17 protein-coding genes are annotated in these 18,945 nt (G+C 71.1%); 11 read left to right on the forward strand and 6 right to left on the reverse strand.

Features of this window, described 5'->3' with window-relative positions:
• The 5 genes from OHA64_RS28070 (at position 1) to ccsB (ending at position 5,631) form a co-directional block, all read left to right on the forward strand.
• Positions 1-1,284: a hypothetical protein gene (locus tag OHA64_RS28070; RefSeq protein WP_405617584.1), complete on the forward strand. Its 1,284-nt coding sequence runs from the start codon at positions 1-3 to the stop codon at positions 1,282-1,284.
• 66 nt (positions 1,285-1,350) lie between these two features.
• The gene (locus OHA64_RS28075) at positions 1,351-2,001 is read left to right on the forward strand and encodes a TlpA family protein disulfide reductase (protein ID WP_405617586.1); all 651 of its coding nucleotides are present in this window, start codon (positions 1,351-1,353) and stop codon (positions 1,999-2,001) included.
• Position 2,002: 1 nt separating this feature from the next.
• The gene (locus OHA64_RS28080; protein WP_405617588.1) at positions 2,003-2,773 is read left to right on the forward strand and encodes a cytochrome c biogenesis CcdA family protein; all 771 of its coding nucleotides are present in this window, start codon (positions 2,003-2,005) and stop codon (positions 2,771-2,773) included.
• A 3-nt stretch (positions 2,774-2,776) separates the two neighbouring features.
• Complete coding sequence (locus OHA64_RS28085; protein WP_405617590.1) at positions 2,777-4,537, forward strand: cytochrome c biogenesis protein ResB; 1,761 nt, start codon at positions 2,777-2,779, stop codon at positions 4,535-4,537.
• The gene (gene ccsB, locus OHA64_RS28090) at positions 4,534-5,631 is read left to right on the forward strand and encodes a c-type cytochrome biogenesis protein CcsB (protein ID WP_405617592.1); all 1,098 of its coding nucleotides are present in this window, start codon (positions 4,534-4,536) and stop codon (positions 5,629-5,631) included. Before OHA64_RS28085 ends, ccsB begins: the two co-directional genes overlap by 4 nt.
• 88 nt (positions 5,632-5,719) lie before the next feature.
• Here ccsB and OHA64_RS28095 read toward each other — a convergent pair whose 3' ends face one another.
• Together OHA64_RS28095 and OHA64_RS28100 are read right to left on the reverse strand one after the other, a co-directional pair.
• Entirely contained in the window at positions 5,720-6,685 is a 966-nt protein-coding gene (locus tag OHA64_RS28095) for an isopenicillin N synthase family dioxygenase (protein ID WP_405617594.1), read from the reverse strand.
• On the reverse strand, positions 6,678-7,136 hold the full coding sequence (locus OHA64_RS28100; RefSeq protein ID WP_405617596.1) for a nucleoside deaminase: 459 nt from the start codon (positions 7,134-7,136) through the stop codon (positions 6,678-6,680). The genes OHA64_RS28095 and OHA64_RS28100 overlap by 8 nt, the downstream gene beginning before the upstream one ends.
• Positions 7,137-7,236: 100 nt before the next feature.
• Here OHA64_RS28100 and OHA64_RS28105 point away from each other — a divergent pair, with 100 nt between their 5' ends.
• A complete protein-coding gene (locus OHA64_RS28105; RefSeq protein ID WP_405617598.1) occupies positions 7,237-8,502 on the forward strand; it encodes a PucR family transcriptional regulator in 1,266 nt (421 codons plus the stop codon).
• Positions 8,503-8,517: 15 nt separating this feature from the next.
• Here the strand turns inward: OHA64_RS28105 and OHA64_RS28110 are convergent, their stop codons facing one another.
• Positions 8,518-9,438, reverse strand: a complete 921-nt coding sequence (locus OHA64_RS28110; protein ID WP_405617600.1) for a transglutaminase-like domain-containing protein — start codon at positions 9,436-9,438, stop codon at positions 8,518-8,520.
• A 139-nt stretch (positions 9,439-9,577) separates the two neighbouring features.
• On the opposite strand from OHA64_RS28110, the gene OHA64_RS28115 reads away from it, so the two are divergent.
• Positions 9,578-10,345 carry a CDP-alcohol phosphatidyltransferase family protein gene (locus OHA64_RS28115; protein ID WP_405617602.1) on the forward strand — a complete coding sequence of 256 codons (768 nt, stop codon included), beginning with the start codon at positions 9,578-9,580 and terminating at the stop codon, positions 10,343-10,345.
• On the opposite strand, the gene OHA64_RS28120 is transcribed toward OHA64_RS28115, so the two are convergent.
• Positions 10,284-11,036 (reverse strand): MerR family transcriptional regulator, encoded by a 753-nt coding sequence (locus OHA64_RS28120; protein ID WP_405617604.1) that lies wholly within the window; start codon positions 11,034-11,036, stop codon positions 10,284-10,286. The two genes, OHA64_RS28115 and OHA64_RS28120, sit on opposite strands and share 62 nt — an antisense overlap.
• Before the next feature lie 93 nt (positions 11,037-11,129).
• On the opposite strand from OHA64_RS28120, the gene uvrA reads away from it, so the two are divergent.
• A complete protein-coding gene (gene uvrA, locus OHA64_RS28125; protein WP_405617606.1) occupies positions 11,130-13,622 on the forward strand; it encodes an excinuclease ABC subunit UvrA in 2,493 nt (830 codons plus the stop codon).
• A 33-nt stretch (positions 13,623-13,655) separates the two neighbouring features.
• Here uvrA and OHA64_RS28130 read toward each other — a convergent pair whose 3' ends face one another.
• Positions 13,656-14,276, reverse strand: coding sequence for a hypothetical protein (locus tag OHA64_RS28130; RefSeq protein WP_405617608.1), 621 nt, complete (start codon positions 14,274-14,276; stop codon positions 13,656-13,658).
• A 112-nt stretch (positions 14,277-14,388) separates the two neighbouring features.
• Here OHA64_RS28130 and OHA64_RS28135 point away from each other — a divergent pair, with 112 nt between their 5' ends.
• The 3 genes from OHA64_RS28135 to OHA64_RS28145 all read left to right on the forward strand — a co-directional run bounded on the left by OHA64_RS28135 (position 14,389) and on the right by OHA64_RS28145 (position 17,517).
• Entirely contained in the window at positions 14,389-15,339 is a 951-nt protein-coding gene (locus tag OHA64_RS28135; protein WP_405617610.1) for a Scr1 family TA system antitoxin-like transcriptional regulator, read from the forward strand.
• Positions 15,296-15,415, forward strand: coding sequence for a DUF397 domain-containing protein (locus OHA64_RS28140; RefSeq protein ID WP_405624144.1), 120 nt, complete (start codon positions 15,296-15,298; stop codon positions 15,413-15,415). The genes OHA64_RS28135 and OHA64_RS28140 overlap by 44 nt, the downstream gene beginning before the upstream one ends.
• Before the next feature lie 89 nt (positions 15,416-15,504).
• Positions 15,505-17,517: a protein kinase domain-containing protein gene (locus OHA64_RS28145; protein ID WP_405617613.1), complete on the forward strand. Its 2,013-nt coding sequence runs from the start codon at positions 15,505-15,507 to the stop codon at positions 17,515-17,517.
• Positions 17,518-17,535: 18 nt separating this feature from the next.
• On the opposite strand, the gene OHA64_RS28150 is transcribed toward OHA64_RS28145, so the two are convergent.
• Complete coding sequence (locus OHA64_RS28150; protein WP_405617616.1) at positions 17,536-18,933, reverse strand: purine-cytosine permease family protein; 1,398 nt, start codon at positions 18,931-18,933, stop codon at positions 17,536-17,538.
• Positions 18,934-18,945 lie beyond the last annotated feature (12 nt).

Below are 18,945 nucleotides of genomic sequence, written 5' to 3' on the forward strand. Positions count from 1 at the left end.
ATGCGCACTCTCACTCGCAGGGGAGCACTCGGACTCGGCGCCTCAGCCGCTGCCGCCGCGGGACTCGCGGGCTGCGGCAGTCTCACGTCCTCGGGCGGAGCGAGCCACTCCGGCGATTCCGGGAGCGACCGTCCCAGCAGCAGCCCCAAGCCCACCGCCCGCCCCATCGGCGACGGCTCCACCTCTTTCACCGGCAAGCAGCCCCACCAGCCGGGGAAACCCGAGCCGCTGGAACCGGGCCAGACCCCGCCGCAGTTCGTCATCTTCTCCTGGGACGGCGCCGGCGAGGTCGGCAACGGTCTCTTCCCCCGCTTCCTGGACCTCGCCAAGGAGCACGGCGCGAGCATGACCTTCTTCCTGTCGGGGCTCTACCTGCTCCCCGAGTCGAAGAAGCGTCTCTACGACCCGCCGAACAACCAGCGCGGCGCCTCCGACATCGGCTACCTGACCGACGACCACGTCAAGGCGACGCTGACGAACGTCCGCCGCGCCTGGCTCGAAGGGCACGAGATAGGCACCCACTTCAACGGCCACTTCTGCTCCGGCTCCGGCACGGTCGGCAACTGGACGCCCCAGCAGTGGCGCAGTGAGATAGACCAGGCGAAGGGCTTCGTCAAGGAGTGGCGGACCAACACCGGCTGGACCGACCTGCCCGCGCTGCCCTTCGACTACGACAAGGAACTGGTCGGCGGCCGCACGCCCTGTCTGCTCGGTCAGGACAACCTGCTGCCCACCGCCCGCGAGCTCGGCTGGCGCTACGACGCCTCCTCGCCGGGCGGGCGTCAGACGTGGCCGGAGAAGCTGAAGGGGATCTGGAACCTGCCGTTGCAGCAGATACCTTTCCCCGGACACAGTTTCGAAGTGCTCTCCATGGACTACAACATGCTGGCGAACCAGTCGATCAACTCGACCAAGGCTCCCGCGTACAACTACCCGGGCTGGCGGCAGCAGTCCTCCCAGGCGTACATCCAGGGATTCAAGCGGGCATACGAGACAAACCGCGCCCCCTTCTTCGTCGGCAACCACTTCGAGCAGTGGAACGGCGGCATCTACATGGACGCCGTCGAGGCCGCGTTCAAGCACATCGCGCGGGAGAAGGAGAAGGGCGAGGACGTACGCCTGGTCTCCTTCAGGCAGTTCGTGGACTGGATGGACGTGCAGAAGCCCGAGGTACTCGCCAAGCTCCGGTCGCTCGATGTCGGCCAGGAGCCCGCCGGTGGCTGGAAGGAGTTCCTCAAAAAGACGCCCGCGACCGGCTCGACGGCCTCGGGACAAGCCGCCTGAAATGCGGGTTTCCGCCCGCAAGGGGGGTGCGCAAGATCCCCAGAACGGGCATGCGAAACTTTTCACATGAGTGCCGCCCACCGCGCCCCCCTGCGCTCGAACGACTCGTCCACCGCGCAGCGCACCAACCGCACCCGTAGCCGCGCCGTCCTGCTCACCGCCGGTGCCGCGGCCGCCGCGCTGACCCTCTCGGCGTGCGGCTCGGGCGGCACCTCGGGCGGGGGTGGCGACACCAACTTCGTCACCGGGGCCAACGGTGTCTCCACGGCCGCGAAGGGCGAGCGGGCCGACCTGCCGGACCTGTCCGGCAAGACCGTCGACGGCGGTCAGCTGGACGTCGCCGACTACAAGGGCAAGGTCGTCGTCCTCAACGTGTGGGGCTCCTGGTGCCCGCCCTGCCGTGCCGAGGCGCCGAACTTCGAGACGGTCTACAAGGACGTCAAGGACCAGGGCGTCCAGTTCGTCGGCATCAACACCCGCGACCCCAAGGTCAGTCTGGCGAAGGCCTTCGAGAAGGAGTTCGACGTCAGCTACCCGAGTCTCTACGACCCGACGGGCAAGCTGATGCTCCGCTTCAAGAGGGGCACCCTCAACCCGCAGGCCATCCCCTCGACGCTGATCATCGACCGGGACGGCAAGATCGCCGCGCGGACCCTGCAGGCGCTCAGCGAGGAGAAGCTCCGGGCCATGCTCAAGCCGGTCCTCGCGGAGAAGTGACGTGACCACAGCGTCGACACTCGCCGCCGACGGCTTCAACGGCACGGTGCTCAACGGCGCCCTGCTGGTGGCCCTGCCCATCGCGCTGCTCGGCGGCCTCGTCTCCTTCTTCTCCCCGTGCGTCCTGCCGCTCGTCCCCGGCTATCTGTCCTACGTCACCGGCGTCACCGGCACCGATCTGGCCGAGGCCCGGCGCGGGCGGATGGTCGCCGGCTCCTCGCTCTTCGTCCTCGGCTTCACCGCCGTGTTCGTCTCCAGCGGCGCCCTGTTCGGCTACTTCGGCGAGACGCTCCAGGAGTACAAGGACGTCACGTCCAAGGTGCTGGGCGTGCTCATGATCCTCATGGGCGTCTTTTTCATGGGGCTGATGCCCTGGATGACCCAGCGGGAGTTCCGCTTCCACCAGCGGCCCTCCACCGGACTGATCGGCGCCCCCGTCGTCGGCGCGCTGTTCGGTATCGGCTGGACGCCGTGCATCGGCCCGACCCTCGCCTCCGTGCTGACCCTGTCCTCCCAGCAGGGCAGCGCGGGCCGCGGGGCCATACTGACCGTCGCGTACTGCCTCGGTCTCGGTATCCCGTTCGTGCTCGCCGCGGTCGCCTTCCGCAAGGCCCTCGGCGCCTTCGGCTGGGTGAAGCGCCACTACGTCTGGGTCATGCGGGTCGGCGGCGGCATGATGATCGTGACCGGGCTGCTGCTGCTGACCGGCGCGTGGGACAGCATCGTGCAGGAGATGCAGACCTGGTCCAACGGCTTCACTGTGGGGATCTGAACGATGAGCGCGACTCCGAACACCGCGTCCGACACCGCCGCCGAGCGGTCGGACGACCAGGACCTGGGAGCGGCCGGCTCCCAGCTGTCCACCGCCCCCCAGGAGGACGCCCCCAACCTGCCCACCATGGGCGTCATCGGCTGGGCCCGCTGGTTCTGGCGACAGCTCACCTCCATGCGGGTCGCGCTGCTGCTGCTCCTGCTGCTGTCGCTCGGCGCGATCCCCGGCTCGCTGATCCCGCAGAGCGGGACCGACGAGACGAAGGTCGCCGACTTCCAGCAGAGGCACTCCGTCCTCGGCCCGGTCTACGACAAGCTCGGCCTCTTCCACGTCTACAGCTCGGTGTGGTTCTCGGCGATCTACATCCTGCTGTTCATCTCCCTCATCGGCTGCATCGTGCCCCGCAGCTGGCAGTTCGTGGGCCAGCTGCGCGGCCGCCCGCCGGGTGCGCCCCGGCGCCTGACCCGGCTGCCCGCCTACACGACCTGGCGCACCGAGGCCGAACCCGAGCAGGTCCGGGAAGCCGCGCTCGCCCTGCTGAAGAAGCGCCGCTTCCGCGCCCACACCGCCGGTGACGCGGTCGCCGCCGAGAAGGGCTACCTGCGGGAGTTCGGCAACCTCGCCTTCCACATCGCGCTGGTCGTGATGCTCGTCGCCTTCGCCTGGGGCCAGCTCTTCAAGTCCGAGGGCAACAAGCTGATCGTCGAGGGCGGCGGCTTCTCCAACACCCTCACGCAGTACGACGACTTCAAGTCCGGGACCCTCTTCACCCAGGACGACCTGGACCCCTTCAGCTTCAACCTGGACAAGTTCACCGGCACCTACGAGACGTCCGGACCGAACCGGGGCACCCCGCGCACCTACCAGGCGGCCGTCGATTACAGCATCGGCGCCTACGGCAAGGCCAAGAAGACCACCGTCAAGGTCAACGAGCCGCTCGTGATCGGCGACTCGAAGGTCTACCTCACCGCGCACGGCTACGCCCCCGTCATCACCGTCCGCGACGGCAAGGGCAACGTCGTCTTCGATGACGCCGTACCGCTGCTGCCGCTCGACTCCAACGTCACCTCCACCGGCGCGATCAAGGTCATGGACGGCTACCGCGACGCCAAGGGAAAGAAGGAACAGCTCGGCTTCCAGGCCGCGTTCCTGCCGACCTACGGCGGCGGCACCTCGGTGGTCTCGCAGTTCCCGGCGCTGACGAACCCCGTGCTCAACCTGGCGGCCTACCACGGCGACCTCGGGGTCGACGCGGGCATCCCGCAGAGCGTGTACCAGCTCGACAGGACCAATATGAAGGGGTTCAAGGACTCCAAGGGCAAGCAACTGCGGGAGAACCTGCGGCCCGGCGAGACCATGCAACTCCCGAACGGCGCCGGCTCGGTCACCTTCGGCAAGGGGATCAAGGAGTGGGCGAACTTCCAGGTCACCCGGCAGCCCGGGGCCGGCTGGGCGCTCGGCGGTGCCGTGGTCGCCATCTTCGGTCTCGCCGCCTCCCTGTTCATCCAGCGCCGCCGAGTGTGGGTGCGGGCGGCCCGGGGCGCCGACGGCGTCACCGTCGTCGAGATGGCGGGCCTCGGGCGCAGCGAGTCCGCCAAGGTGCCCCAGGAACTCGGCAGCCTCGCCGACATCCTGTACGACCAGGCGCCGGGCGCCCCCGCCCAAGAAGACCCGTCCGAAGCCTCCGACGCCTCCGACGACACCCCCACCCCCGACATCCCCGACTCCGACGTCGTACCTGCCGAAGGGGCTGAGACGAAATGACTCTCGCCGCCGCAACCGACCTGGCCGCCGCAACCAACGAAAACCTCGCGCACCTCAGCAACACGCTGATCTACTCCGCGATGGCCGTCTACACCCTCGCCTTCTTCGCGTACATCACCGAATGGATCTTCGGCAGCCGCAGCAAGATCGGCCGCACCGCGGCGGCGCTCACCGGGACCGGAGGCGGGGCGAAGGCACCGGCGGTGACCGCGAACAACGCCGGCGGCACCGCGGTACTGGAGCGGCCCAAGGTCGTCGTACGAGCCGCGGCCGGGGCGCGGGACGTGCCGGACGGGCCCGGGGCGCACGGCGGGAACGAGCAGGGCGACCTCTACGGGCGTATCGCCATCTCGCTCACCGTGCTCGCGTTCCTCATCGAGTTCAGCGGGGTGCTCGCACGAGCCCTGTCGGTGCAGCGGGCGCCGTGGGGCAACATGTACGAGTTCAACATCACCTTCTCCACGGTGGCCGTGGGCGTGTACTTGGCGCTGCTCGCGCTGCGGAAGAACGTGCGCTGGCTCGGACTGTTCCTGATCACGACGGTCCTCCTCGATCTCGGCATCGCCGTCACTGTCTTGTACACCGCCAGCGACCAGTTGGTTCCCGCCCTCCACTCGTACTGGCTGTACATCCACGTCTCGACCGCGATCCTGTGCGGCGCGGTCTTCTACATGGCGGCCGTCAGCACGGTCCTCTACCTGTTCAAGGACTCGTACGAGAACAAGCTCGCGAACGGCGGCAAGCCCGGCACCTTCGCCACGTCCTTCCTGGAGCGGCTGCCGTCCTCCGCGTCCCTGGACAAGTTCTCCTACCGCGTCAACGCGGCCGTCTTCCCGCTGTGGACGTTCACGATCATCGCGGGCGCGATCTGGGCGGGCGACGCCTGGGGCCGCTACTGGGGCTGGGACCCCAAGGAGACCTGGGCGTTCATCACCTGGGTCGCCTACGCCTGCTACCTCCACGCCCGCGCCACGGCAGGCTGGAAGGGCCGCAAGGCCGCCTACCTGGCCCTGATCGCCTTCGCCTGCTGGCTGTTCAACTACTACGGCGTGAACATCTTCGTGGGCGGCATGCACTCGTACGCGGGGGTGTAGCTCCGGCAACCCGCCTGCCATGAAGGCCGGTTCCCTGTGACCTGGGTCACGGGAGCCGGCCTTCGTCGTCCGGACAGGCGGGCGGCTGTCAGTCCACCGTGATCGAGTCCAGCTTCGCCCGCAGATACGCGTGCGAGTCCACCGCTTCGTACGCCACCCGCCCCACCGGCGCCGGGACGGACTCCACGCGGGTGCCCGGTGTGCACTCGCCGAAGTAGACGAGGGACATCAGCTCCTCGGCGGGCGCGTCGGACGGCGGGGGGAGTACCCGGTGGCGTCCCGACCGCCAGCGGTCGCCGGTCCAGCGGGCCAGCAGGTCACCGACGTTGATCGTGAAAGCGTCCGGGTCGTGGGGGGCGTCCTCCCAGCCGCCCTCGTCCGTGTACACCTGGAGGCCCCCCTTGCCGGCCTGCCGGTCGAGGATCGTCACCGTCCCGAAGTCGGTGTGCGGGCCGATGCGGAACTGGCCCGGCTGCGGGTCGCCGACGACCTCGGTGCCCGGGTACCAGTTGATGTTGAAGCCGTAGGTCGGATGGTCCATGTGCCGGGAGAAGAAGTCGGGTTCCAGGCCCAGGGCCTCGCCCAGCAAGGACAGCAGTTCCTTCTCCAGGTCCGCCATCCGTGCCAGGTACTCCTCGCACAGCACTCGCAGCTGAGGCACCTGGGCGGGCCACACGTTCGGCGCGTACCACTCGGCGTTGACGTCCGGGTCGTCGAACGGCTCGTGCGTCGCGAAGGTCAGCGACTCCTTCAGGTCGGGTGGCGTCTCCGTGCCCTCCGAGTACCCGTTGGCCTCCGCGCCGGGACCCAGCCAGCCGCGCCCGCCGACCTTCGCGGTGTACGGCTGCTTGGCCGCGGCGGGCAGCCGGAAGAACGTCCGCGCGGCCTCCCGGATCCCGGAGCGCAGGGCGGGGTCCACCCCGTGCCCGGTGACCAGCAGGAACCCGGCGGTCTGCAGGGCCTCGTCGACGGTGCGGGCGATGTCGGCGCGGACGTCCGGGTCACCGGCGAGCCAGGGCCTCAGGTCGATCGTGGGAATGCGGGGCTTACTCACCGATGTCCTCGTTCCACAGAGCCGGGTGGTCCTTGATGAAGTCGCGCATCATCTCGAGGCACTCGGAATCGTCCAGGAGCACGATCTCGACGCCGTGCTCCGCCAGCCAGTCGTGCCCGCCCTGGAAGGTGGCCGCCTCGCCGACCACCACCCGCGAGATCCCGAACTGACGGACCAGCCCGGAGCAGTACCAGCACGGAGAGAGGGTCGTCACCATCGTCGTACCGCGGTACGACCGCTGCCGTCCCGCCGCCCGGAAGGCGGCCGTCTCCGCGTGCATGGAGGGGTCGTCGTCCTGGACGCGCCGGTTGTGGCCGCGGCCGAGGAGGGTGCCGTCGGGGGAGTAGAGGGCGGCGCCGATCGGGATGCCGCCCTCGGCGAGCCCGGCGCGGGCCTCCTCGACGGCGGTGGCGAGCCAGATACGTGCCGTCGCCTGATCCATGGGGTCCATACGCTCACTCTCCTGTGGCGGAAACACGAGGGCAACGTGCGGAAAGTACTCTCCGGGCATCCCGCAGCCGGACGAACTGTCAGCGCCCCTGGAGGTGCCCGTGCCCGCACTCACCCTCCGTGAAGTCCTGGCCCTCGACCCGGTGCGGGCCGCCGAGCCCCAGCTCCTGGCCGGGGAGGCCGCCCTGGACCGCCCCGTGCGCTGGGTCCACTCCAGCGAGGTCTACGAGGGCGCCAACTTCCTGGACGGCGGCGAACTGCTGCTGACCAACGGCTTCGGGCTGACGGACGCCGACGACGAGGTCCGCCGCCGCTATGTGCGCGAACTGGCGGCCCGGGGCGCGGCGGGGCTCGCGGTGGAGGTGGGCCGTGCCCTGCCGGACATGCCGGCCGAGGTGACCGACGAGGCCCGACGGCTGGGCCTGCCGCTGCTGTCCCTGCACCGGGTCGTGCCCTTCGTGCGGATCGCGGAGGCCGCGAACCGGGCGATCGTGGCGCGTGGCCTGTCGGGCCGTTCCGCGGTCCGCCCCTGGGGCGACGACCACACGGCCGCCCTGCTGGCGGACCTGGCGGACCGCGCGGCCCTGAACCAGCCCGAGGTCGAGGCCCGGTCCGCCCTCGCGGGCTTCCACCCCGGCCCGGGCGCCCGCCTGCTCGGCGTGTCCCTGCACGGCACGCGGGACGTGAGCACGGTGGATCGCGCGGTACGGCTGCTGGGCGGGGCGGGGGTACTGCGGGCGGCGTTTCCGGGCGACGTGCTGGCGTTGCTGTCGCTGCCGGACCACGGCACCCGCCCCGGCGACCCCGTCCGCGCCGTCCAGGACGCCTTCCGTGCCGTCGCCGCGCCCGGACTCACCGTCGCCGTGGGCCATGCCGTCACCGCCGACGGTGGCTGGCTGCGCTGGAGCGACACGCTCCGTGCCGCCCGTACGACGGTGGAGCTGGCGCTGACCGTCCCGGCCGCCGAACCCGGCGTACCGGACGGCCCGTTGGTGACCTCGTCCCGGGCCCTGGCGCTGGAGCGGGAGCTGACCCGGGGCGGGGTGGACGCCAACCGCGAGCGGCTGGCGAGGCTGGTCCAGCACGCCCTGGGCCCGCTGCTGGCCTGGGAGGCGACCCGCCCCAGCGACCTCGTCCGCACCCTCGAGGTCCACCTCCGCAACGGCTGCTCCCCCACCCGCACGGCCGCGCTCCTGCACATCGGCCGCCAGTCCCTCTACCAGCGCCTGGAACGCATCGAGTCCCTCCTGGGCCTGGAGATCGACGACCCGGACCTGCTGGGGGAGCTGCTGGCGGCGGCCTGTGCGCATCGAGTGGTGCGGGGGACGGGCGCGACGGGCCGGGGCGGACTGCGGACCGTCGCCTGACACACGCGCACACGCTCAGCGCAGAGTGACCCGGCTGGTCCCGTTGTAAGGCGCCATGCACAGCACCGTCCTCGGGGTGCGCAGGACGTCGTCCTCGGTGAACAGCTCGCGCGCCGCGTCGAAGGACACGTCGTCGCCCGCGACCAGGGACACACGGTCGTAGAGCTCGCGGGACGCTTCGGGCAGCGGCTCGCCGAACTCGCCGTCCTCTCCCCACACGTCCCACAGCAGGGTCTCCACCTTGTTCAGGGCGGCCAGGTCGAGCCGGACGTTGCCGACGACGAACCGCTCCCCGAACATGGGCCCCTGCTCCGGCGGATGGAGCCCGAAGGTCCTCGGGTCCGCCCCGCCCTCGCGGATGGCCCGCCACGCCTGGCCCGCGACGAGGAAGCGGTCGCGCGGAACGTCCATCGGGTCGAAGTCCGCGTTCCAGTGCTTGGCGATGTCCGGGTCGGCGAGCTCCGCGTCGGCGAGCAGCCAGCCGCGTTCCGTGTCCCAGTACTCGGTGACCACATGGTCACCGTGGAAGCCGTCCGTGCCGAAGTAGTCGGCGAAGCCGGACCGCAGCCGGGCCGGGACGCCCACATGGCGCAGGAACGAGCAGTGCAGCAGCGTGAAGTCGCGGCACACCCCGACGAACCGGTCCCCGACCGCCCGCCGCCGGGTCAGCGGGGCGTCGTCGCGGGCCACGAGGATCCGCAGGATGTCGTCGGTGTAGCGGGTCTCGGCGTCGTTGTGGAGGCGGTCGACGGGGATGGCGTACCCGAAGAGCTCGCCTTCCAGGCGGTGGATGAGCAGGTCGCGGACCACGCGGGCGAGTTGGGCGGGGTCGCGGGGCAGGTCGGTGTACAGGTGGGCCAGTTCGCCCGGGTCCGAGAACGGGCTCTGGGCGGCGTAGAAGTCGAGCGACACGGCAGGCCTCCACGAAGGCGTCATCGACCACATGTTCGAATATGGGCCGGTGCCCCTCACCGTGTCAAAATCCCCCCGAAAATGTCCAGCAACCGGTCGAGTAACCTGACCGATCACCGCCGCGCCTGCGGCAGTTGGGCCCCGGGTGCGTGGAGGAACGGTCATGGGTGGTGCTCCGGTTCTGGAGGAGCTGCGGGAGGTCTGCCAGCCGCAGGCCAAGTTGGCGAGCCGGAACGGTGAGCACTGGGCGGGGAGGCTGTACATGCGGCGCCTCTCGCTGCGGTTCACCCGGCAGTTGGTGCGTACGCCCGTCACTCCGGACCAGCTGACCTGGACGATGGTCGTGTGCGGAGTGGCCTCCGGGGCCGCGCTGATGATCCCCGGGCTGACCGGTGCCGTCCTGGCCGTGATCCTGATGCAGCTGTTCCTGCTCTTCGACTGTGTGGACGGCGAGGTCGCCCGCTGGAAGGGGCAGAACAGCGCGTCCGGCATATACGTGGACCGGCTCGGCGCCTACCTCGCGGACGCGGCCCTGCTGGCGGGCGCGGGCTACCGGGCCGCCGAGTCGGGCGTCGGCGGCTGGCTGTCCGTGGGCATCGCGACCGCCCTCGGTGTGGTGCTGCTCAAGGCCTCCACCGACCTGGTGGACGTGGCGCGGGCCCGGCGCGGGCTGGGGGTCGTCGACGACGAGTCGACCCGGCCGCGCTCGCAGGGCGTGGCGACGGTACGGCGGCTCGCGGCCGCCTTCAAGATCCACCGGGTCACGAACGGCATCGAGGCCTCCCTGGTCCTCCTGGTCGCGGCGATCGCCGACCAGGCCACCGGCGGTATCGAGCCGACCCGCTGGGCGTTGGGCGCCCTCGCAGTGATCACGTGGGTGATGGTCCCGGCCCATCTGCTGTCGATCCTGTCGTCGTCCCGGCTGCGCTGAGGTAGTCGTACAGCGCGCCCGCCCCTTCGAGCATCGCGCGGGTGCGGGCCGTCAACGCCGCCCCGCGCGCGCTGACGGCCGCCCGCAGCGCCTCGCTGCTGCCCTCCTGGCGGAGCCCCTCCAGTACCGGCCGGATGTGGTCGAGGGGATAGTGGCTGCGGCGCAGGGTGTGGATCAGCCGGGCGTCGCGGACGTCGGTCGGGTGGTACACGCGGTACTTCGTCCCCCGTTCCCGCGCCGGGGTGAGCAGCCCGGCCGCCTCCCACACCCTGAGCGCCGACGTCCGTACGCCCAGCAGCGCCGCCGCCTCCCCGATGCGCAGCCCGGCCGCGGGCAGCGGGGCGGGCCGTTCCCGGGCCAGGGTCTCCAACGCCTCGCCCGCCGCCCGCAGCGACTCCCGCTCCTGGTGCAGCGCGGCGTGCGCGGCGTCCACGAGGGCGAGCGCGGCGGGCGGGTCGCCGTCGTGCAGGGTCCGCATGATCCGGGTCGCGTGGACCGGCCCGTATCCCTTGGCGAGCGTCCGGTAGGTGAGCAGCGCCCGCCGGTGCACGTCCGTGAAGCTGCGGTAGCCGGACTCGGTGCGCGCGGCCGGGGGAAGGACGCCCGCTTCCTCGTAGTTGCGGATCTGCTGCGTGGAGACCCCGGCGAGCCGGGCGAGGTCGACGGGTCGTAGACGTCGGTCGTTCATCATCGATTTGAAGGTTACGCGGCCCAACTCCCGGCACCACCAAGGAGAAGCCTCGGACAAAGCCTCAACAGGAACTTCAATGAAAAACTTGAAGGCATGGACGACTGCATCCGAGTCAACGGCGCCCGTCTGCACAATCTCAAGAACGTCAACCTCGCGATACCCAAGAACAAGCTGGTCGTGCTGACCGGTCTGTCCGGTTCCGGCAAGTCCACGCTCGCTCTCGACACCCTGCACCAGGAGGGGCAGCGCCAGTACATGGAGTCGCTGGGCATGGTCACCGCCTTCGTGAGCCGGCCCTCGGTGGACTCCATCACCGGCCTCTCCCCGTCGATCAGCGTCGACCAGCACCCCGCCAACCGCAGCCCGCGCTCCACGGTCGGCACGGTCACCGAGGTGTTCACCTACCTGCGACTGCTGTGGTCGCGGATCGGGGTGAGCCCGTGTCCGGGATGCGGGGAGAGCGTCCCGCCCTCGCACTCCTCCGCGTCCGGCACCGAGTTCGACGAGGACGAGGAGGGCGAGCGGTTCCCCTGTCCGCACTGCGCCACCCCGGTGCCCGAACTGGTGATGGGCTCCTTCTCCTTCAACAAGCCCGCCGGTGCCTGCCCGGCCTGCACCGGTCTCGGCGAGGTGTTCCGGGCCGACGTACGACGGCTGGTCGACGGCACCCGCCCGGTCGCCGCAGGCGGGGTCCTCGGCTGGCACCCGAAGGCCGCCGAACGCAACATCGAGGTGCTGAAGGCGGCGGCCGCCCACTACGGGCTCGCCTTCGACGCGCAGGCCCCCTACGACGAACTCGACGCCACCCAACGGGACCTGCTCCTGTACGGCGTCGAGAGCCCCGAGTTCCGCGAGCGGTTCCCCGGCGTCGAGCCGCCCGCCACCGTGCTCGCGGGCCGGTTCGAGGGTGTGGTGACGGCGTTGATGCGGCGGTACGCCGACCGCATCGAGGACGCCGAGTACCGGGAACGGACCGAGAAACAGGCGCTGGTGAAGGGGGGCTGCGGGGCGTGCGGGGGCAGCCGGCTGCGGCCTGAGAGCCGCGCGGTCACCGTGCACGGCCTGACGATCGTCGAGGCGGCGCGTCTTCCGCTCGACGAACTCGCGCTCTGGCTGGGCGGGTTGAAGGAGCGCGTCACCCCCGACGAGTGGCTGTTCGTGGAGCCCGTCGTCGCCGACCTCACCGAGCGGGTACGGCGCCTGGTCGACGTCGGCGTCGGATACCTCACCCTCGACCAGGCGACGCCGAGCCTGTCCGCGGGCGAGACCCAGCGACTGCGGCTGGCCGCCCTGCTGGGCTCCGGTCTCACGGGCGTGCTGTACGTCCTGGACGAACCGACCATCGGCCTGCACCCGGCGGACACCGCCCGCCTCGTCCACGTCCTGCGCGGGCTGCGCGACCTGGGCAACACGGTCCTGGTGATCGAGCACGACCTGGACGTGCTGCGGGCGGCGGACCACGTGGTCGACGTCGGCCCGGGAGCGGGCCGGGACGGCGGCCGGATCGTCGCCGAGGGCACTCCGAAGGAGGTGGCGGCGTCGGAGGGTTCACCGACCGGGGCGTATCTGTCGGGACGGCTGCCCGCGCCGGTGTCGCGCGGACGCGGACGCGGTGACACGGCGTTGGTGATCCGGGGTGCCCGGGCCCACAACCTCAAGGACGTCACCGTCGGGATCCCGCTCGGCCGGCTGGTCACGGTCACCGGGCCGTCCGGTTCCGGCAAGTCCACGCTGCTGCTCGACATCCTCGACCGGGCCGCCCGCCGGCGCTTCAACGGGGCCGGGGACCGGCCGGGCGAGCACGACGGCATCGACGGCTGGGAGCACCTGGACAAGATCGTCACGGTCGACCAGGAACCCGTCAGCCGCCTCCCGCGCTCCAACGCGGCCACCTACTCGGAGGCGTTCACCCCGATCCGGGAGGCGTTCGCGGCGCGGGCGGGGGGAGCGCTCACGCCCGGCCACTTCTCCTTCAACACCGCCGGCGGGCGGTGCGAGCGCTGCGAGGGCGCCGGGGTGCTGTCCGTGCACATGCACTTCCTGCCCGCCGTGTCGGTGCGCTGCCCCGCCTGCCGGGGCCGCCGCTTCCGGCCCGAGGTGCTGGCGGTCCGCTACGACGGCCACGACATCGCCGAGGTGCTGGAGGCCACCGTCGACGAGGCGCTGACCCTGTTCAAGGACGTGCCCCCGGTCGCCACCCGGCTGGGCCGCATGGCGGACGTCGGACTCGGCTACCTCCCGCTCGGGCAGCCCGCCCCCACCCTCTCCGGCGGTGAGGCCCAACGCCTCAAGCTGGCCAAGGAGTTGGGCCGCAAGCCCGGCGCCCGCACCCTCTACCTCCTCGACGAACCGACCACCGGCCTGCACGCCGCCGACACCGCCCGCCTCCTCGACGTACTCCAACGCCTCGTCGACGCGGGCCACTCCGTCGTCACCATCGAACACAACCTGGACGTGATGCGCGCCTCCGACTGGCTGATCGACCTGGGCCCCGGCGGCGGCAACAGCGGCGGCACGGTGGTCGCGGAGGGGGCACCCGGGGAGGTGGCGGTCAACGGGGCGTCGCGGACGGGAGGATTCCTGTAGGGAGCCCGGCCCGCTGCCTCCGGGGGGCGGTTCTCATTGGCGTTCCAGCACCGCGTAGTCCGCGAAGCTACGGCGGTAGCGCAGGTGGCGGGTCTCCTGGGTGTGCCGACGCTGCCACTCCTCGACCTCGTCCGGGGCCTGGCGGGGGCCCGAACCCGCCCCGCAGTCCGCCTCGTCGCCCGAGACGCAGTACGCCTCGTACTCCGGCTGCGCCGACGCGTCCTGCACGATCGAGTACGGCACGTACCGGAAGATCCGCCGTCCGGCGGCCGGCGTCCCGCCGTGCTCCCGGCCCTGGTGCTGGCGCAGCAGCACGTTCGCGTCCGTCTCCGCGCTCCCGTCGAAGGCGGCCCGCGCCTCGTTCCGGCGGGTCGCCAGCTCCTCGCACGTCACGCATCCGGTGACCGGTACGGGCGGGGCGGGTGGAGACGGCGTCAGCAACCCGTCTCTCGAACGGTCGTTGACCGCCCGTAAGCCAGCACTCAGCCGTTCTCCCAGAGTCGCCGTCCGGACCCGCGCCGGGTCCGCCTGCCACTCCCGGCCGCCGCCGACGGGGCGCAGCATCACGTACGGGCCCGCCCTGTCCTGGTACTCGCCCACCTTGCGCGTCTGCGCGTCATAGACGAGCGTTCCCGGTTCCAACCGCTCAGGCATGTGCAACTCCCGGCACCTTTCGTAACTCTGGGTGTACTGAGCGTCGCTCACGGGAACGGGGGGTTTCAATGCCTGGCGCGTGCCAGTGGGGCACTGTCACGGAGGGGGAGTCGTGAGCCGACGCAACGCCGACGCGGGGTCGGGGAGCGGTACGAGTTCGGCCGCCGTGTTCGGCGAGGTGTTGAAGCATTTCCGCGAGGCAGCCCTGCTCACGCAGGAGGGGCTGGCCCAGGAGATCCCGTGCGACCGCTCGCACGTCGCCCGCGTGGAGTCCGGCACGCGGGTCCCGCAGGACACCTTCGCCAAGAAGTGCGACGAAGTGCTGGGTACGGGTGGGGTGTTGGCGCGGCTGTGGGGGAGGATTGACTGGTATCCGCAGGTGGAGCATCCGGACTGGTTCCGGCGGCGTGCGGAGATGGACGCGGTCGCCGTGGGCCTGTCGGAGTACCAGGAGCGGCTGATCCCGGGCCTGTTGCAGACGGAGGACTATGCCAGGGCGCTGTTCTCGCGCGTCGCGAGCGGCGAGGAGGTTGAAGAACGCGTCCGTGCTCGCCTCAGCCGCCAGCAGCGCTTCCTCGCCGAGGACGGTCCCTTCTACTTCGTCGTCCTGGACGAGAGTTGTCTCCGCAACGTGGTGGGATCACCGCAGGTCATGAGGATGCAGTGCGCGCACTTGCTGAGCGTCGGACGGCGTCCCAACATCCGCGTCCAGGTGGCTCCGGCGAGCGTGTCCGAACTCCTGCGCCCCAACGTCTCCATGTCGCTCATCGAGCTGCCGGACGGGCGTCGATGGGTGTACTCGGAATCGTTGGACCGTGGCCATTTCAATGACGATCCGGCAACCTTCGCGCAGCACAGCCACGCCTATGCTGTGCTCAGGGCAGACGCTCTGTCAGCCCGCGAGTCCGTCGCAGTGATCAGCGACGCGATGGAAGGGTACGGGCAGCATGAACAGGCGCGAACTCAGCACAGTGACCTGGATCAAGAGCAGCTACAGCGGCGAAAACGGCGGCAACTGCATCGAAGTCGCCCCCGGATTCCCCACCGTCGTCCCCGTCCGTGACAGCAAGGCCCCCGGCGGCCCGGTGCTCCTCGTCTCCCGTGCTGCCTGGGCCGCGTTCACCTCCGCCCTGCACTGACCTTGGCCGAACCGGCGTAGCTCGTACGAGATTTCGACAACCCTCTATGCTGGGCCTGCCCGCACCGCAGAGCTCGCCGGGAGGTACGTGTGTCAGCGCTGGAGCCGGACGACCCGCGCTCCGTCGGGGACTACCGGATAGTGAGCCGGCTCGGCGCGGGCGGCATGGGCCGGGTCTACCTGGGGCGTTCGCCGGGTGGGCGGCTCGTCGCCGTGAAGGTCGTACACGCCGAGCTGCTGCGCCGGCCCGAGTTCCGCTCCCGCTTCCGCCGCGAGGTCCAGGCGGCCCGGCTGGTCAGCGGGGCCTTCACCGCCCCGGTCATCGACGCCGACCCGGACGCGCCCCTGCCGTGGCTGGTCACCAGCTACATCGCCGGGCCCTCGCTGGAACAGGCGGTCGCCGAACAAGGGCCGCTCGGCGCGAGAGCGGTACTGGCACTGGCGGCCGGGCTGGCCGAGGCGTTGGTGTCGATCCACTCCGTGAGCCTCGTCCACCGCGACCTCAAGCCCTCCAACGTGCTGCTCGCCGAGGACGGCCCGCGTGTCATCGACTTCGGGATCGTCCGCAGTGTCGAGGCCGACTCGATCACCCGGACCGGGCACATGGCCGGCTCGCCCGGGTTCATGGCCCCGGAGCAGGTCAGCGGCGACGAGATCACCCCGGCCAGCGACGTCTTCTGCCTGGGCGCGGTCCTGGCGTTCGCGGCGACCGGCGGCAACCCCTTCGGCGGCGGGCCGACCCCCGCGCTCCTCTACCGCGTCGTGCACAACGAACCCGACGTGGGCGCCGTCGCCGACCCGACCCTGCGCGCCCTGATCTCCGCCTGCCTGGCCAAGGACCCGGCCCGCCGCCCCAGCCCGCGCGAGATCCTCACCCGGGTCGGCCCGACGAACGGCGAGAGCACGACGGCCCTGCGGCGCGTCGGCCAGTGGCCTCCCGCTGTCGCCCCCGACCCCGCCGGTTCGTTCGGCACCGACCCCGCCGCCCACACCGACATGCTGCCGCGCAACGGCCACGCCGATCCGTCGGTGGACCCTTCACCGGGTCCGTTGCCCGACGCGGTCGATCCCCGGGCCGCCTCGATCCCGCACCAGGCCACGGTCCGCGGGCAGATGGCCCACGGGCAGACGGCCCACCCGGAGCCGGTGCACCCGGAGCCGGCGCATCCGCAGCCGTCGTACGGGCAGCCGCCCCCTTCGCAGCCCGCGCACCCGCAAGCGGCGTACCCACCCACCCGCGTCCACCCCACGCGCCCAACCCCGTATCCGACCCCGCACCAGGACCCCACCCAGCCGCCACCGCCCGGCACACCGGGTGGCCCGTCGTCCGGGCGCGGTGACCGTGAGGGCCGTAGCCGTCGGGCCTTCCTGCTCTCCGGCGTCGGGGCGGTCGCCGCGGTCGGGGTGGGGGCCGGGATCTGGCTCACCCGGCCCGCCGAGGACAAGAGCGGCGACGCGGAACGGACCGGCGCCTCACCCTCGCCCTCCGCCCGCCTCGCGGAACCCGTCGCCGCCTGGCCCCTGAACGAGACCTCCGGGGTGCTCGCACGGGACACCGCCGGCGGCAACGACGGCACCGCCACCGGGGTCCGATGGCTGACCGGTGACGGCGGCGGGGCAGAGTTCGACGGCACCGGCAGCCAGATCATCACGGACGGCCCGGTGCTGAAGACCGGCGCCGGCCGCAGCTTCACGGTCGCGGCCTGGGTCCGCCTCTCCGCCGTGCCGGGCTTCTTCGCGACCGCCGTCAGCCAGGACACCACCAAGGCCAGCGGTTTCTACCTGCAGTACTCCAGCGCCGAGAAGCGCTGGGCCTTTGCTCGCCCCGGCACCCGCGCCGTCGGCTACACCGCGCCGGCCGCCGACGTCTGGACCCACCTGGTCGGCGTCTGCGACGGCCCGGCCGGCAAGCTGCGGTTGTACGTCGACGGCGTCCAGGAAGCGGCCGTCGAGGACACCGAACCGATCCCCGCCCCCGGCGCCCTCGTGATCGGGCGGGCCACCCACGACGGACAGCCCAGCGACTTCTTCCCCGGCGCCATCAGAAACGTGCGCGTCTTCGACCGGGCCCTCACCTCCGCCCGCGTCAAAACCCTCAAGTGACTGGCGGGGCCTGCGGATTCACACCCGTGACCCCAGCCGCCCCCGCAGCGCCGCGTACAGTCCCGCGCTCACCGCGAACCCGACCAGCGGGGTGCTGTCCCCGAAGGACGGCCAGTGCTCGGGTACCCAGCCGACGTACTTCTCCTGGTTGGAGAAGAGCGGGACCGACACCGCCACGCCGATCAACAGGGCGGCGAGGCCGGGCCAGTTGGTGAAGGCGCGGTCGCCGAGGCGGGCGGCCAGCACCTCGTCCGTGGTCGTACGGCCCTGGAGCCACCGCTCGACCAGGACGACCCCGAGCCACGGGCCCACCCAGTAGGCGATGACGAGCAGGAACGCCTCGTACGCCGAGCCCGCGTCCGACAGGGACGCCCACGCGGCGGCCGTACCGGCGACTCCGGACAGCACGACCAGCGCACCGCGGCCCAGCCAGGACGGGAGCTTCAGACCGAGGGAGGTGATCGAGATGGCGGAGGAGTAGACGTTCAGGGCGTTCGCGGAGACCGCGCCGAGGATGATGGCGAGCAGCACCAGGTCGCCCAGCCAGCCGGGGAGATGACCGGTGAAGGCCGCCGTGGGGGTGGCGTTCTTCGGGGCCACGATCGTCGCGGAGGCAGCTCCGATGACGGCAACCACGGCGACCGACACGAACAGGCCGACCGCCGGGTAGAGGACCGTCCTGAACTTGCTTGCCGTACGCGGCAGATAGCGCGAGTAGTCCGTGGCGTAAGGGTTCCAGCCCGCCGTGTACCCCCAGGCCGCGCTGAACGCCAGCAGGAAGCCGCCGATGCCGCCGCCCGCGCCGCTCCCGCCAAGGTTGGCGTCCTTGAAGGTCCACACCCCGGCCAGCAGGAAGATCACCGCGAGCGCCGGGAACGCGTACTTCTCGAAGACGTGGACGAAATTGTGGCCGATGAAGCCGATCAGGATCTCCGCCGCCACCACGAGCAGCAGCGAGGGCAGCGGACGCAGGCCCGTCAGCGTGTTCAGCGCGAAGGCCGCGCTGACACTGTTGACCGCGAACCAACCCACGCCCGCGACCACCGCGTTGACGCCGGACGGCAGCACGTTGCCCTGGTGACCGAAGGAGAACCGGCCGATCACCATCTGCGGTACCCCGAACCGGGGCCCGTCCAGGGAGAGCACGCCCTGGGTGATCGCCCCGACCGCGGTGCCGAGGAGGATGGCGGCGGTCGCCTGCCAGAAGCTCAGACCGAAGAAGAGGACCGAGATCACGCCGATGTAGAGGGTCGCGAACTCGATGTTGGGGGACGCCCAGGTCCACAGGAGCTGGAGCGGGGAGCCATGGCGTTCGGCGTCGGGGATCGGGTCCGAGCCTGCCGTCTCGACTGCGATGACCTTGTCACCGTAGGCGGGAGCGAGGGTGCCGGCGGAGTCCGCGGGAGCAGTCGTCATGCGTGGTAAGTG

This window comes from Streptomyces sp. NBC_00076 (genome assembly GCF_045041235.1).
Classification (GTDB): domain Bacteria; phylum Actinomycetota; class Actinomycetes; order Streptomycetales; family Streptomycetaceae; genus Streptomyces.

Coding starts and splice junctions, on each gene's coding strand:
- OHA64_RS28070 (WP_405617584.1), top strand. CDS start 1: ATGCGCACTCTCACTCGCAGGGGAGCACTCGGACTCGGCGCCTCAGCC.
- OHA64_RS28075 (WP_405617586.1), top strand. CDS start 1,351: ATGAGTGCCGCCCACCGCGCCCCCCTGCGCTCGAACGACTCGTCCACC.
- OHA64_RS28085 (WP_405617590.1), top strand. CDS start 2,777: ATGAGCGCGACTCCGAACACCGCGTCCGACACCGCCGCCGAGCGGTCG.
- ccsB (WP_405617592.1), top strand. CDS start 4,534: ATGACTCTCGCCGCCGCAACCGACCTGGCCGCCGCAACCAACGAAAAC.
- OHA64_RS28100 (WP_405617596.1), bottom strand. CDS start 7,136: ATGGACCCCATGGATCAGGCGACGGCACGTATCTGGCTCGCCACCGCC.
- OHA64_RS28110 (WP_405617600.1), bottom strand. CDS start 9,438: ATGACGCCTTCGTGGAGGCCTGCCGTGTCGCTCGACTTCTACGCCGCC.
- OHA64_RS28115 (WP_405617602.1), top strand. CDS start 9,578: ATGGGTGGTGCTCCGGTTCTGGAGGAGCTGCGGGAGGTCTGCCAGCCG.
- OHA64_RS28120 (WP_405617604.1), bottom strand. CDS start 11,036: ATGATGAACGACCGACGTCTACGACCCGTCGACCTCGCCCGGCTCGCC.
- uvrA (WP_405617606.1), top strand. CDS start 11,130: ATGGACGACTGCATCCGAGTCAACGGCGCCCGTCTGCACAATCTCAAG.
- OHA64_RS28130 (WP_405617608.1), bottom strand. CDS start 14,276: ATGCCTGAGCGGTTGGAACCGGGAACGCTCGTCTATGACGCGCAGACG.
- OHA64_RS28150 (WP_405617616.1), bottom strand. CDS start 18,933: ATGACGACTGCTCCCGCGGACTCCGCCGGCACCCTCGCTCCCGCCTAC.